This window comes from Streptomyces sp. SDT5-1, from assembly GCF_052245995.1.
Lineage (GTDB): Bacteria > Actinomycetota > Actinomycetes > Streptomycetales > Streptomycetaceae > Streptomyces.
This window is the reverse complement of record NZ_CM125963.1, coordinates 2,988,651-3,001,981: the sequence shown is the minus strand read 5'-3', so window position 1 is coordinate 3,001,981 and position 13,331 is coordinate 2,988,651. Positions and strand designations below refer to the sequence as shown.

The following is a 13,331-nucleotide window of genomic DNA, read 5'->3' as shown; positions in this document are numbered from 1 at the left end:
GGCCCTCGCACGTACGACGGCGGCCTGCCCTCCACGAGTCCACGTGGGGAGCGGGCCGCCGTCGTACGAGCGGGGCGCGGGTCAGGCCGGGACGGCCTCGCCGGCCGGCGCCGACTCCTCGGCGCGCTCGCCGCGTCCGGCGAACAGGCGGTCGAGGCCCAGCGCGCCGGAGCCGGTGAAGACGAGCAGCAGCATCGTCCAGCAGAACAGCACGGAGGCCTCGCCGCCGTTCTGGAGCGGCCACAGCGCCTCGGGCTGGTGGACCGTGAAGTACGCGTACGCCATCGAACCGGACGCGACGAACGCGACGAAGCGGGTGCCGAGGCCGAGCAGCACCAGGCCGCCGCCGACGAGCTGGATCACGGCCGCGTACCAGCCGGGCCAGGCACCGGTGGGGACGGTGCCGCCGCCCATCGCCCCGCCGAGGACGCCGAAGAGCGAGGCGGCGCCGTGGCAGGCGAAGAGCAGGCCTATGACGATGCGGAAGAGGCCGAGCGCATAGGGCTGCGCTCGGTTGAGACGACCGGACATGGTGGGGCTCCTTCGGTCGGTTGGGGACGTAACCGAGAGCACCGGCGCACGGAGCGCCGTCGTCGCCGCAGCCGCCACCGGTGTGGGGCGCCAAAGATTAGGGGAACCTAACTAGTGCTTGCAAGTTCAACATCCGGCCATGATCGCCCCGGCCGCCCCTTCCGGCCCCCGGTCACCTCACGCCAGCCGCCGCTCGTCGGCCCGTACGAGCTCCCGCCCCGCGTCCGCCTGGTCGAGGGCGAGCAGCGCGCCGCGCCCCCGCAGCGTCAGCGTCATCAGCTGGTTCCCGAACCACGGTCCGCCCGTCCGCCGCCAGGCGATGCGCGGCGCCCCCGCCCGCCCGTGCCGGGCGAAGCGGCGGCCGAGCACGCGCCCGAACCGGCTCCAGCCGAAGCGGAACCCGACGCGTATCGACGCCGGTACGGAGTTGTGCACCGGGGAGCACGTGAGCTGGAGGACGCGGGCGCTCGGCGCCTCCGCCCCGGCGGGCCAGCTCGGCTCGGCGACGTACGCGTGGTGCACGTCACCGGAGAGCACGGAGATCGTCGCGGGCGCGGCGTCCCCCGAGCCCGCCTCGGCGATCAGGTCGGCCAGCGCCTCGAACGACGCAGGGAACGCCGCCCAGTGCTCCAGGTCCGCCCTGCGCCGCAGGTCCTCCCCGAACCGCGCCCAGCGCCGCCCCCGCTCGCCCCTGCACAGCGCCGCGTTCCACCCCTCCGCGTCGTGGATGAGGTGCGGCAGCAGCCAGGGCAGCGACGTGCCGATGAGGAGGTGGTCGTACGAGCCGCGGTCCGCGAGCGCCTGTTCGCGCAGCCACTTGGCCTCGTCGGGCGCGAGCATCGCCCGCCGCTGCTCGTCGAGGACCCGGGCCGCCCGGGTGTCCACCATCAGCAGGCGTACGCGGCCGAAGTCGCGGCGGTAGCTCCAGCGCACCGACGCCGGGTCGGTGTCGGCGCGGGCCGCGAACTCCCGGAGCGCGTCCGTGCCGTCGGGCGTCGCGCGCACGGCGGCGTACACCGGGTCGGTGGCGAGGGCGGCGGGCGAGAGATTGCCGATGTGCTGGTGCACCCAGTACGACATCAGGCCGCTCAGCAGCCGCTCGCGCCACCACGGCACCTCGCGCATGTCGGCGAGCCAGGCGGCGCTGGTGTTCCAGTCGTCGATCACGTCGTGGTCGTCGAAGATCATGCAGCTCGGGACCGTCGAGAGCAGCCAGCGGACCTCCGGGTCGAGCCACGACTCGTAGTAGAGGTGCGTGTACTCCTGATAGTCGGCGACCTCGGTGCCCGGCGGGTCCGACAGATCGCGGCGGCGGGCCAGCCACTGCCGCGTCGCCGGCGAGGTCTCGTCCGCGTACACCTGGTCGCCGAGGAGGACGAGGACGTCGGGGCGCTCGCCGTCCGGGTCCGCGGCGATGCGGGCGGCGAGGGTGTCGAGCGCGTCGGGCCCGACCGGATCGTGCTCGTCGGCCGGGGGAGCTGCCCAGCGGCAGGAGCCGAAGGTGACGCGGACCGGGGTGTCGGTGTCGTACGCCGGGGTGCGGATGGTGCTCGGCGGGTACGGGGAGTCGGCCAGCGGCCACACGCCGCCGCCGTCGAGCACCACCTCGTACGTCGTCTCGGTGCCGGGGGTGAGTCCGGAGACCGGGATCAGCGCGTAGTGGTGCCCGTCGACCTGGAACGTGGGTGCGCTGCCCGACGCGCCGTCCGCGCAGCGCACCTCGGCGACGCAGGGCCGGCTCGCCTCGACCCAGACCGTCGCCGTCTCCTCGTCCACGTACCGCAGCAGTGGTCCAAGGCGCAGCCTCGCCACGTGATCGCCTCCGCTCGTTCCTCCGACGTTCCGGCCCCGTACGGTACGGAACGTCGGAGGCGGTCGGGGCGGTTCCGGGGCGGGCGGCTCAGCAGCCGGACAGGCCCGACTGGATCGCGGACTTCTCCGCCGAGTCGACGCTGAGGTCGTAGTGGTGCTTCACCTGGACCCACATCCGCAGATACGTGCAGGTGTACGCGGTGCGCGAGGGCATCCACTCGGCCGGGTCCTGGTCGCCCTTGGACTGGTTGACGTTGTCGGTGACCGCGATGAGCTGCGGCCGCGTCAGGTCGTTGGCGAAGCCCTGGCGCTCGGTGGTGGTCCAGGAGCTCGCGCCCGACTTCCACGCCTCGGACAGCGGGACGACGTGGTCGATGTCCACGTCGGAGGCGGCGGTCCAGGTGGCGCCGTCGTACTCGGAGTACCAACTGCCGGAGGTGGCGGCACAGTTGGAGTCGACCTGGACGTTCGTCCCGTCGCGCTTGAGGACTTCCTCGCGGGTGTTGCAGGCGCCGGACTGGGTGATCCAGTGCGGGAACTTGTCGCGGCTGTAGCCGTCGGAGGAACCTTCCGCCTTCACGGTCAACTCGCCCAGGTACGTACGGGCGGTGGCGGCGCTGACCGGGGTGGGTGGGGAGGCCTGGGCGGTCGGCGAGGTGGCCAGCAGGGCCACGGCGGTGGCGCCTGCGGCGACTCCGACGGCCAGGGCTCGACGCGCGTAGACCGAGCGTATGCCGCGCGAGGGCGAGGTGGGGCGCATGTGAACTCCCTAGGTGTGGGGGCGGAGTTGCGGGGGGCCTGCCGTGCGGTGTGCCGCGCGTGCTCCGTGTGGCAGGGTCGCGTCAATATGGTGGCGGGCTCGGGGGTCGTCCACAAGTGGGCCCGGCGAAACGGGAGTTGGCGCGGGACGGGCGCGAAAAAGAACGCGGGGTTTTTCGTCGATCGCTGACGGTTCCGGGCCTCCCGTCCGTACTCTCCGGTATCCCTCGAACGCGACTGGAGGCACCATGCGGCTCTCGCGCTCCGCGACCGGCAACTTCTTCGTGATCGGCGCGCTGATCGTGACCGTCTCGGCCCTGGCCTATCCCGCCCTGCTCGGCGTGGAGACGACGTCCACGGCGCAGTCGCGCGTCGTCGCCAGCACCCGGTGGGGGCCGCTCACCGAGGCCGACAGGGACTTCGTGGTCAAGGTCAGATCGGCCGGCCTCTGGGAGTTCCCGCTGGGGCAGGAGGTGTTGAAGCGGGGGACGACGCCGGAGATGAAGACGGCGGGGCGGCACCTCGTCGTCGGGCACTCGCTGCTGGACGCCAGTTGCCGCCGGCTCGCCCAGGAGCTGAACATCACGCTGCCGAACCAACCCACCCCGCAGCAACAGCAGTTCGTGGCGACGGTGCAGTCCAAGAACGGCAAGGAGTTCGACAGTACGGCGTCGAACATCATGCGCGTGACGCACGGGCAGATCTTCCCGGCCATCGGCAACATCCGGGCCACCACCCAGAACACCGAGGTGCGGCGGCTCGCGAACGAGGCCAACGACGTGGTGCGGGACCACATGGAGGTGCTGGAGAAGACAGGACTGGTCAACATGGACCAGGCGCTCGCCGAGCAGACCGGGCCGCCGAAGCTGCCCAAGGCGCAGATGACGCCTCCGGCGCCGCAGCCGGGGGCGCCGCAGGTCGCGCTGATCGCGCCGCCGGGGCTGCCGAACCCGTACACGAAGACGTTCCCCTCGTCTCCGCCGACGACCCGCTGAGCCGGTGCCGCGGGGGCCGGGAGGGTGGAGGAGAGGGGTGGGTGGCGATCTTCGGGGGAGTCTTTGTATCGTGGATGAACAAAGTGGCACCCGCCCGTTCACCCTGACCAGCGGGCGGGGCCGCCTTGTCCTCTTCCGTCTCCGCCTCTTCGCCTCCGCGAGTCTGGAGCCCGCCGATGTCGGCCACGCCCACGGTTCCCACTGTCCTGAAGGCGCGTGCGCTCCTGCTCGACATGGACGGCACGCTCGTCAACTCCGACGCCGTCGTCGAGCGGATCTGGCGCCGCTGGGCCGCCGACCACGGATTCGACCCGGAGTACGTGCTCTCCGTCGCGCACGGCCGCCAGGCGCACGCCACGCTGGCCGAGCTGCTGCCCGAGCGGCCCATGGCGGAGAACTACGCGGACAACGCCCGGATGCTCGCCGAGGAGACGACCGACGTGGAGGGCGTCGTCGAGATCCCCGGCGCGGCCCGCTTCCTCGCCGCGGTCGCCGCGAGCGGCGTGCCGTACGCCCTCGTCACCTCTGCCGACCTCGCGCTGTCCACCGCGCGGATGGGGGCGGCGGGGCTGCCGTACCCGGCGGTGCGGGTGACCGCGGAGAACGTGGGGGCCAGCAAGCCGGATCCCGAGGGGTTCCTCAAGGGGGCGGCGGAGCTGGGCGTGGATCCGGCGGACTGTGTGGTGTTCGAGGACTCGGGGGCGGGGATCTCGGCGGGGCGCTCCGCGGGGATGCGGGTGGTCGGGGTGGGGCCCCGGGCGCTTGAGCACGGGGCGACGGTGTGTGTGCCGGATCTTTCGGTCGTGCGGGTCGAGGCGTCGGCCGACGGTGGGGTTGAGCTGCGGATTGCGTGACGGACGACTTTGGCCACAGGGGTGGAGGTTGTCCTCGGGGCGTGCCCCTGAGGGGTTGTGCGCGCAGTTCCCCGCGCCCCTAGTGCCTACGTCCTCGTTCGCCCGCGGTCTCACGTTCCAAGGCCGTGCGGGTCGCGGGGCCGTATTCGCCCTGCTTGTCCGACCGGATGCCGCGGGAGAGCTGGTAGGTGGTCACCGATGACTGCGTGCGGTCGTCGTAGTCGCCGGTGAGCTCGCCCACGTAGAGATTGAGGCGCTTGAGGCGCCACTGGAGCTCCAGGACGTCGCGGCCGCTGTCGCCCCTGCGCAGCGTCGTCCCCGCCGTGGGGGTGGCGGACGCCGAGCGGGTCGGTGCGGCGGACGGGCGGCGGTCGTGGGCCTTCGGCTTCGCGGGGGACTTCTTCGCCGTCGGGCTCGCGGACGCCGAAGGCGTCGGGGAGTGCGTGGGGGTGGCGGACGCCGATGCGGAGGGGGCCGGTGGCGAGGACCTCGTGCGCGTCGGGGCCGGTGCGCGGGGTGACGTGGGAAGGGCCGCGGTGGCCGTCGCCGCCGTCGTGTCCGAGGCCGCCGCGTTCTCGTCGCCCGGTGACGTGATCAGCACCGTGACCAGGGTCGCCACGCTCAGTACGGCCGTGACCGCCGAGAGCAGCAGGATCCGGCCGTGCCGCTTCGGCTCCCGCGGCTCGTCGTCGTCCGTGTCGTCCTCGACGGGCTTCGGGGGCGGCGGGTACGCGTACGGGTCGGCGGCGCGCGGCGGCGCGGGCTGTGAGGGCTCGGAGAGCGAGACATAGGGGCGGACCCGGAGCGGAGCGAAGGCTTCCGGCTCGCAGTCACAGGTCGGTGCGCCGTCGGCCCCCTCCAGGGCTCCGCACTCCGGACACGTACGACGGTCGTCGCTCACTGCTCGGTACCCCCTAGGCGGCGCCCCGGCCCCCCGCCAGGTCGCTCCAGCGCATTATGCAGACCCGCGGGCCCCGGACGCAGCGCCCGTCCCACAAACGCTCGTCGGCGCCGGTGCGCGCCCGGCTCCCCGGCCGCGTTCCGTAAAACTTCGAACGCCGCACGACTCAACAGGCCAAACCTGGTCACACCTACCAGGATGGGAAGTACCAAGCACCCGGCTCCGTCCGCGCCGGGCCGGCTTCGGAGGTGGCCATGAGCACCCAGGACATCGACGCCGTGGGACCTGGAGACAGCGGCCGCGGGGCGCCCACGGCGCCCAGGGAAAACGCCAAGTCGGGCGGCGTCCTCGTGTCGATCGGCGCGCTGCTGCTCGGGATGCTGCTCGCGGCGCTCGACCAGACCATCGTGTCGACGGCCCTGCCCACCATCGTGAGCGATCTGGGCGGTCTCGACCACCTGTCCTGGGTCGTCACCGCGTACATGCTCGCCGCGACGGCGGCGACCCCGCTGTGGGGCAAGCTCGGCGACCAGTACGGACGCAAGAAGCTCTTCCAACTCGCCATCCTGATCTTCCTGGTGGGCTCCGCGCTGTGCGGACTGTCGCAGAACATGGGCCAGTTGATCGGCTTCCGCGCCCTTCAGGGCCTCGGCGGCGGTGGCCTGATGGTGCTGTCGATGGCGATCGTCGGCGACATCGTCACGCCGCGTGAACGCGGCAAGTACCAGGGCCTGTTCGGCGCCGTCTTCGGCGCGACCAGCGTGCTCGGACCGCTGCTCGGCGGACTGTTCACGGAGCACCTGAGCTGGCGCTGGGTCTTCTACGTCAATCTGCCGGTCGGCGTCGTCGCCCTCCTCGTGATCGCCGCGGCGCTGCACATCCCGGTCCGCTCCACCAAGCACCGCATCGACTACCTCGGCACGTTCCTCGTCGCCTCCGTCGCCACCTGCCTCGTCCTGGTCGCCTCGCTCGGCGGCACCACCTGGGCGTGGGGCTCGCCGCAGATCATCGGGCTCGCCGTGCTGGGCGTCGTGCTCGGAGTGGTCTTCGTGTTCGTCGAGTTCCGGGCGGCGGAACCGGTTCTGCCGATGCGCCTGTTCCGGGTCAGGACCTTCACCCTGTCGGCGATCATCAGCTTCGTCATCGGCTTCGCTATGTTCGGCGCCATGACGTACCTGCCGACGTTCCTCCAGGTCGTACGGGGTGTCACGCCGACCATGTCGGGCGTCTACATGCTCCCGATGGTCCTCGGCCTGCTGCTGTCGTCCACCGCGTCCGGGCAGGTCGTCAGCCGCACCGGGCGCTGGAAGGTGTTCCCCGTCGCCGGCACGGCCATCACCATGATCGGCCTGCTGCTCCTGCACAACATGGACGAGCACACCGCCACCGGCGTCATGAGCCTGTACTTCTTCGTCTTCGGCGCGGGCCTCGGCCTCGTCATGCAGGTCCTGGTCCTCATCGTGCAGAACGCCGTCCCGTACGAGGACCTGGGCGTGGCCACGTCGGGCGCCACGTTCTTCCGGTCCATCGGCGCCTCGTTCGGCGTCGCGATCTTCGGCACGATCTTCGCGAACCAGCTCGCGGGGCGGCTCGGCGACGCCCTCGCGGGACGCACCCTGCCGCCGGGCGTCACCCCCGAGTCGCTCGGCTCCGACCCGCGCGGCATCGCGGCCCTGCCGCCCGCCGTGCGCGGACCCGTGATCCACGCCTACTCCACGTCGATCACGGACGTCTTCCTGTACGCCGTCCCCATCACGCTGCTGGCCTTCGCGCTCGCGCTGCTGCTGCACGAGGACCGGCTGCGCGGCTCGGTCACCGCCCCCGACGCCACCGAGACCCTCGCCAGCAACCCCGTCGAACGGTCCTCGTACGACGAGGCCGTGCGCGCCCTGTCCACGCTCGGCAGCCGGGAGGGCCGCCGCGAGGTCTACGAGAAGATCACCGAACGGGCCGGCTACGACCTCCAGCCCGCCGCCAGCTGGCTGGTGCTGCGCACCCACCGCAACGGCTGGGCCGAGCCCGGCGTCCTCGCCGAGTACACCGCGATCCCGCTGCCGGTGATCATCGAGGCGGCCCGGCAGGTCGAGGAGCGCCGCCTCGCCGTGCGCGAGGGACCCGACCTCGTGCTCACCCCCGAGGGACGGGTCGTCGCCGAACGGCTGGCGCGGGCCCGCGAGGAGTCGCTCGCCGAACTGCTCGGCGACTGGTGGGGCCCGGACCGCCCCCGCGACCTCGTCCGGCTCGTGTCCGAACTCAACGCGGAGATGTGCGGCTCGGACGCGGAGCGCCCGCACGCGGGGGCGCCGGCGAAGGCAGCGGCTTCCTGAACCAGTGCTCGGCGTAGACGTCGTCGTTGTGCGGCGCCGTCTCCGCGTAGCCGAGCCGCGCGTACAGGGCGCGCGCCTCCACCAGGTCGCCGCGCGTGTCGAGGCGGATCGCGGTGGCGCCGAGCGCGCGGGCCGCGTCCTCGGCCGCCGCCACCAGGAGCGGGGCGCCGCCCTTGCCGCGCAGCTCCTCGCGCACGTAGACCCGCGTCAGCTCGGCGGTCTCCGCGTCCACCATCCGTACGCCCGCCGTCCCCGCGGGCTCGCCCGCGTACCGGGCGAGCAGCAATTGGCCGTGCGGCGGCGCCAGTTCACTGCCCGACGCGGCGGCGATCCCCCGCTCCAGCTCGGCCGGATCCGTGGCGCGCCCCTCGTGCAGCAGGTACCAGCGGTCGCTCACCTCGGTGTAGTACGCGCGCCAGAGCGCGGCCGCGGCGGGGGAGTCGTACGGCTCCGGGGCGACGGCCCACGGGGTGGTGTTGTCCATGGGACATGGTGAGGCCGGTGGGGCGTCGCGGCGCAACCGGAATTCGGCGAGCCGGGGGCGGGGCCGTTTCAGGCGGCCCTTCGGGGCAACCCGGCCCGCAACAGCCACAGTTGAGGGAAGGCAGTCATGTCCACAGGCGTGATCATCGCTCTGGTCGTGGTGGGGGTCGTGATCGTGGTCGCGGCCGGTCTCTTCGCGGCGCGCACCGCACCCCGCGGCGGACGCGGCCTGCGGCGCAGGTTCGGGCCCGAGTACGAGCGGACCGTGGCCCGGCACGACGGGGACACCAGGGCCGCCGAGCGGGAGCTGGCCGAGCGGGTGCGGCGCCACGGCGCGCTGCGCGAACGGCCGCTCGACCCCGCCGCGCGCGAGCGCTACCTGGCGCGCTGGGCCGACGCCCAGGAACGCTTCGTCGAATCGCCCGACGTCGCCGTCGCCGAGGCCGATCTGCTCCTCGCCGACCTGGCGCAGGAGCGCGGCTTCCCGGACGGCGGCCACTACGACGAGCAGCTCGACGCGCTCTCCGTCCACCACGGGCCGCACGTGCACGGCTACCGGCGCGTGCACCGCGCCGCGCACGCCCGCACGGGCAGCGCGGAGGAGAGCAGGGCCGGGACCGAGGAGCTGCGCGAGGCGATGGTCGAGGCACGGCCGCTCTTCGACGCGCTGGTCGGCCCCGACCGCGGCACCACCCGCGGCCGCGAGGCGGCGCCGCACCATCGGCACAAGCGGACCGGCGCGCTCAAGGGGCGCCTGGCGAAGGGGAGTTGATCGCGATGACGGACATCGAACGGGCCGAGGCGGACGGCGTCGACCGGGGCGTCGCGATGCCACCGGGCCGCACGGAAGGCACCGCGGAACCCGTCAGGGCCGAGGACACGGCGGCGAAGCCCGTACGAGGGCGAGGCTCCGGGCTCGTACCCGAGGGGGAGCGCGAGGAGTTGCAGGGGCGGCTGCGGCACGCGCTCGCCGGGTTCGTCGACGAGCCGCGGGCGGCCGTGGAGGAGGCCGACCACGTCCTGGAGGACCTGACGGCCCGCCTCACGGAGACCCTCGCGGGCCACCGCCGTACGCTGCGCACGTCGTGGCAGGGCTCGACGGAGGACACCGAGCAACTCCGCCTGGCGCTCCGCGACTACCGGGAGACGGCGGAGCGCCTGCTGCGGATCTGAGCGTGCTCCGCTGCCGCTAGGCGGACTTCGGGGCGGCCTGCTGCACGACCTCGAAGGACCACACCGACGAGCTGCTGGAGGCCGGCTTGGGCCGGTCGGGGCCGCCCTGGTGGGCCGCCTTCATGGGGCCCTCCATCCAGGCCTGGAACGACTCCTCGTCACGCCAGCGCGTGTAGACGAGATAGTCGTCCGTGCCCTCGATCGGGCGCAGCAGCTCGAACCACTCGAAGCCGTCGGAGCTCTCGACGGCGCCGGCGCGGGACGCGAAGCGCTTCTCCAGCGTCTCGCGCTGTTCGGCGGGGACGTTCAGGACGTTGATCTTTACGACAGACATGCGTCCATCCTGCCTCAGCGGCCCCTCAGGCCGACTCGCGGCCCGCCCGCCCCGCCCGCCACTGCCGTACCAGCTCGTCGATCTCGTCGGCGGTGTACGGCTTGAGGCCCAGGGGCGGGCCGGGCGGCGGCTTGAACATCATGTCGCGGATCTTGTCGTTGAGCTCCGCGAGCGTGCGGCGCACGACCCGCTCCGACGGGGCCTTCGGGAGCGCCGCCAGCGTGTCCTCGGCCTCCTTGCGCAGCGCGAGCGAGGGCGGGAGCACCGAGAAGCCCTCGCGGGCCAGCTTCCCCTTGATCCACCAGTTCTCGTCGTACGTGACGTCCGACGCGGACTCGAAGGGCTTGCCGGCTCCCGCGAGCGAGGAGAACTCGCCGCGTCGCTCGGCGTCGCGGATCTGCTTGTCGACGAATGACTCGAAACTGACTCCGGGCGGTTTGCGTTCGGTCATGACACAAGTGTCCCAGAGGGCGGCGGAGCGCCTTAGGCTGCGAGCGAGGATGAGGGGGTGCGGTGCTCGAGTTGACGATGGCCGTGCTGGCGGGCGGTGACGCGGGGGCCACGGCGGGGATGACGATGGCCGAGGCCGTGAGCGAGCCGGGGGCCGTGCTCCGGGTCGGGCGCGACGCGAGCGTGTGCCGGCTGGTGACCCCGGAGGACTGGCTGTTCGTGTCGCGGGTGCACCTGGAGTTCCGGTGCGGCCCCGAGGGGGAGTGGCACCTGTTCTGGCTGCGCGGCTCGCAGGCCGACCCGGCGTCCGAGGTACGGGTCAGATTCGGCCCGCGCGGGGCGGGGCAGCCCGTCGCGTACGGCGGAATGGTCACGCTGCCGCGCGGCGCGTCCGGCGAGGTGGTCGTGGTCGACAGGAGCGGGCCGCGCAGCGTGAACGTCGGCTTCCACCAGGAGCTTCAGGACGTGACGTAGGCGAGCGCGAAGCCGTCGTGGCCCTTCGCGCCCACCGTCTGGATCGCCGTCGCGTCGAGGCGCGGGTGGTCGGCGAGGAGCTGGAGCGCCGCGCGGGTGCCGACGACGTCGCCCTCCGTGGCGTCGGCGTCCGTCACCCGGCCGCCCCGCACCACGTTGTCGACGACGATGACGCTCCCAGGGTGCGTCATGCGCAGCGCCCACTCCAGGTACGCCGGGTTGTTGACCTTGTCCGCGTCGATGAACACCAGGTCGAAGTCGCCGCCCTCCGCCGCGAGACCCGGCAGCGAGTCGAGGGCCGCGCCGACCCTGACCTCGACGACCTTCTCCAGGCCCGCCCGTGCGAGGTTGGCGCGGGCCACCTCCGCGTGCCGGGCGCTGTACTCCAGGGTGATCAGCGATCCGTCGGCCGGCAGTGCGCGGGCCAGCCAGATCGTGCTGTAGCCGCCGAGCGTGCCGATCTCCAGGATCCGGCGGGCGCCCTGGACGCGGGCGACGAGGTGGAGGAGCTTTCCGTGCGTGGCCGAGACGTTGATGCCGGGGAGCCCGGCCGCGGCGCTGTCGGCGAGCGCCGCCGCGAGCGCGTCGTCGGCGGGGGCGAGCAGATCGGAGAGGTACGCGTCGACGGCGGGCGCGGACTCGGGCTGCCGGGGTGCCGGTGAGGTCGTCATGGTCGTCAGCGTAGATCCGGCGGACACGCGAACGGCCGGGTTCCGGGCGAGGAACATCGCCCGGAACCCGGCCGGAGGCACGGATCAGGTGTGCGTCACATGGCGGGCGGCGAACCCGGCAGCGGCTTGCCCGCCGACTCCTTCATGCGCCACACGGCGACACCGCCGATGACGGCCGCGGCCATCATGTAGTACGCGGGGATCATCAGGTTGCCGGTGGCCGCGATCAGCGAGGCGGCGACCAGCGGCGTCGTACCACCGAAGATCGACACGGACAGGTTGAAGCCGACGGCGAGGGAGCCGTAGCGGACCTTCGTCTCGAACAGCGCGGGCAGCGTCGACGGCATCGACGAGGTGAACGCGACGAGCATCAGGCCGAGTGCGGCGAGACCGAACGCGATGGCCCACGTGGAGCCCTGCTGGATCAGCAGCAGCGCGGGCACGGAGAGCAGCACGAAGCCGACACAGCCGGCGCCGATCACCCAGCGGTGGCCGAAGCGGTCGTTGGCGAGACCCATCGGGAGCTGCACGGCCATCATCAGGAGCATCACGCCGATGAGGATCAGCGTGCCGTGCGTGGCGTCGTAGTGCAGCTGCTCGCTCAGGAACGTCGGCATGTAGGAGAGCAGCATGTAGTCGGTGACGTTGAAGACCAGGACCAGCGCGATGCACAGGAACATGGGCTTGGCGTTGCCGACGAACATCTCCTTGAGCTTGGGCTTCGGGAAGGACTTCTCCTTCGCCTCGGCCTCGTCCGCGAGCTTCTTGAACGCCGGGGTCTCCTCCAGCTTCATCCGGACGTAGAGACCGACCAGGCCGATCGGGCCCGCGACCAGGAACGGGATGCGCCAGCCCCAGCTGTAGAGGTCGTCGGTGGCCATCATCGTGGTGAGGACCGTCGCGAGCGCGGCACCGGCGACGTAACCGGCGTTCGTGCCCAGCTCCAGGAAGGAGCCGAAGAAGCCGCGGCGCTTGTCGGGCGCGTACTCGGCGATGAACGTGCAGGCGCCGCCGTACTCACCGCCGGCCGAGAAGCCCTGCACCATGCGCGCCACGATCAGCAGCACCGGGGCCCACACGCCGATGGAGGCGTGCGACGGGATCAGGCCGATCGCGAACGTGCCCGCCGACATCATGATCATGGTGATGGCGAGGACGCGCTGGCGGCCGATGCGGTCGCCGAGCGGGCCGAAGAAGGCGCCGCCGAGCGGGCGCACGAGGAAGGCGGCGGCGAAGGTGCCGAGCGTGGACAGGACCTGGGCCGTGCTCGACGCCGCCGGGAAGAAGACGTGTCCGAGCGTCGCGGTCAGGTAGCCGTAGACGCCGAAGTCGAACCACTCCATCGCGTTGCCGAGGGCCGCCGCCTTGACCGCGCGCTTGACGAGCGCGGGGTCGGTGGTGGTCGGTTCGGCGTTGACGCGGTCCTCCGCGGGGGCGGCGGACCGGCTGGTATCGGGGGCGATGGAAGTGGCGCTGGACACGGGTCCTTCGCCTTCCTTTCGTCGGGGGCAAGAGCAAGGGCCGTCCACGCGGAACGGCCCGACGCATCGACCATAGGGGCGCCCGC

Annotated in this window: 15 protein-coding genes; 6 read left to right on the top strand and 9 right to left on the bottom strand. The window is 72.5% G+C overall.

Annotated elements, in window-relative coordinates:
* Window positions 1-81 precede the first annotated feature (81 nt).
* The 3 genes from ACTWJ8_RS14050 to ACTWJ8_RS14040 form a co-directional block, all read right to left on the bottom strand.
* Window positions 82-531, bottom strand: a complete 450-nt coding sequence (locus ACTWJ8_RS14050; RefSeq protein ID WP_443263994.1) for a DoxX family protein — start codon at window positions 529-531, stop codon at window positions 82-84.
* A 177-nt stretch (window positions 532-708) separates the two neighbouring features.
* On the bottom strand, window positions 709-2,343 hold the full coding sequence (locus tag ACTWJ8_RS14045) for an alkaline phosphatase D family protein (protein WP_443263993.1): 1,635 nt from the start codon (window positions 2,341-2,343) through the stop codon (window positions 709-711).
* Between the two features lie 88 nt (window positions 2,344-2,431).
* Window positions 2,432-3,076 (bottom strand): HNH endonuclease family protein, encoded by a 645-nt coding sequence (locus ACTWJ8_RS14040; protein ID WP_443264884.1) that lies wholly within the window; start codon window positions 3,074-3,076, stop codon window positions 2,432-2,434.
* Between the two features lie 274 nt (window positions 3,077-3,350).
* Here ACTWJ8_RS14040 and ACTWJ8_RS14035 point away from each other — a divergent pair, with 274 nt between their 5' ends.
* Both ACTWJ8_RS14035 and ACTWJ8_RS14030 read left to right on the top strand, forming a co-directional pair.
* Window positions 3,351-4,097 carry a DUF4142 domain-containing protein gene (locus ACTWJ8_RS14035; protein ID WP_356377475.1) on the top strand — a complete coding sequence of 249 codons (747 nt, stop codon included), beginning with the start codon at window positions 3,351-3,353 and terminating at the stop codon, window positions 4,095-4,097.
* Between the two features lie 176 nt (window positions 4,098-4,273).
* The gene (locus tag ACTWJ8_RS14030) at window positions 4,274-4,951 is read left to right on the top strand and encodes an HAD-IA family hydrolase (protein WP_356377478.1); all 678 of its coding nucleotides are present in this window, start codon (window positions 4,274-4,276) and stop codon (window positions 4,949-4,951) included.
* Between the two features lie 79 nt (window positions 4,952-5,030).
* Here ACTWJ8_RS14030 and ACTWJ8_RS14025 read toward each other — a convergent pair whose 3' ends face one another.
* Window positions 5,031-5,852, bottom strand: a complete 822-nt coding sequence (locus tag ACTWJ8_RS14025; RefSeq protein ID WP_443263992.1) for a peptidoglycan-binding domain-containing protein — start codon at window positions 5,850-5,852, stop codon at window positions 5,031-5,033.
* A gap of 254 nt (window positions 5,853-6,106) precedes the next feature.
* On the opposite strand from ACTWJ8_RS14025, the gene ACTWJ8_RS14020 reads away from it, so the two are divergent.
* On the top strand, window positions 6,107-8,179 hold the full coding sequence (locus ACTWJ8_RS14020) for an MDR family MFS transporter (protein ID WP_356377484.1): 2,073 nt from the start codon (window positions 6,107-6,109) through the stop codon (window positions 8,177-8,179).
* Here ACTWJ8_RS14020 and ACTWJ8_RS14015 read toward each other — a convergent pair.
* The gene (locus ACTWJ8_RS14015) at window positions 8,106-8,663 is read right to left on the bottom strand and encodes a GNAT family N-acetyltransferase (protein ID WP_443263991.1); all 558 of its coding nucleotides are present in this window, start codon (window positions 8,661-8,663) and stop codon (window positions 8,106-8,108) included. The two genes, ACTWJ8_RS14020 and ACTWJ8_RS14015, sit on opposite strands and share 74 nt — an antisense overlap.
* 126 nt (window positions 8,664-8,789) lie before the next feature.
* Here ACTWJ8_RS14015 and ACTWJ8_RS14010 point away from each other — a divergent pair, with 126 nt between their 5' ends.
* Together ACTWJ8_RS14010 and ACTWJ8_RS14005 are read left to right on the top strand one after the other, a co-directional pair.
* Window positions 8,790-9,434: a hypothetical protein gene (locus tag ACTWJ8_RS14010; RefSeq protein WP_356377490.1), complete on the top strand. Its 645-nt coding sequence runs from the start codon at window positions 8,790-8,792 to the stop codon at window positions 9,432-9,434.
* 5 nt (window positions 9,435-9,439) lie between these two features.
* Window positions 9,440-9,835 carry a hypothetical protein gene (locus tag ACTWJ8_RS14005; RefSeq protein WP_443263990.1) on the top strand — a complete coding sequence of 132 codons (396 nt, stop codon included), beginning with the start codon at window positions 9,440-9,442 and terminating at the stop codon, window positions 9,833-9,835.
* Window positions 9,836-9,851: 16 nt separating this feature from the next.
* Here ACTWJ8_RS14005 and ACTWJ8_RS14000 read toward each other — a convergent pair whose 3' ends face one another.
* Window positions 9,852-10,169, bottom strand: a complete 318-nt coding sequence (locus ACTWJ8_RS14000; protein ID WP_356377493.1) for an antibiotic biosynthesis monooxygenase family protein — start codon at window positions 10,167-10,169, stop codon at window positions 9,852-9,854.
* A 25-nt stretch (window positions 10,170-10,194) separates the two neighbouring features.
* Complete coding sequence (locus ACTWJ8_RS13995) at window positions 10,195-10,620, bottom strand: J-domain-containing protein (RefSeq protein WP_356377497.1); 426 nt, start codon at window positions 10,618-10,620, stop codon at window positions 10,195-10,197.
* A gap of 62 nt (window positions 10,621-10,682) precedes the next feature.
* Here ACTWJ8_RS13995 and ACTWJ8_RS13990 point away from each other — a divergent pair, with 62 nt between their 5' ends.
* Window positions 10,683-11,093, top strand: a complete 411-nt coding sequence (locus ACTWJ8_RS13990; RefSeq protein WP_356377498.1) for a hypothetical protein — start codon at window positions 10,683-10,685, stop codon at window positions 11,091-11,093.
* Here the strand turns inward: ACTWJ8_RS13990 and ACTWJ8_RS13985 are convergent.
* Together ACTWJ8_RS13985 and ACTWJ8_RS13980 are read right to left on the bottom strand one after the other, a co-directional pair.
* Window positions 11,078-11,764, bottom strand: a complete 687-nt coding sequence (locus ACTWJ8_RS13985; protein WP_356377501.1) for an O-methyltransferase — start codon at window positions 11,762-11,764, stop codon at window positions 11,078-11,080. The two genes, ACTWJ8_RS13990 and ACTWJ8_RS13985, sit on opposite strands and share 16 nt — an antisense overlap.
* A 95-nt stretch (window positions 11,765-11,859) precedes the next feature.
* A complete protein-coding gene (locus tag ACTWJ8_RS13980) occupies window positions 11,860-13,245 on the bottom strand; it encodes an MFS transporter (RefSeq protein WP_356377504.1) in 1,386 nt (461 codons plus the stop codon).
* Window positions 13,246-13,331 lie beyond the last annotated feature (86 nt).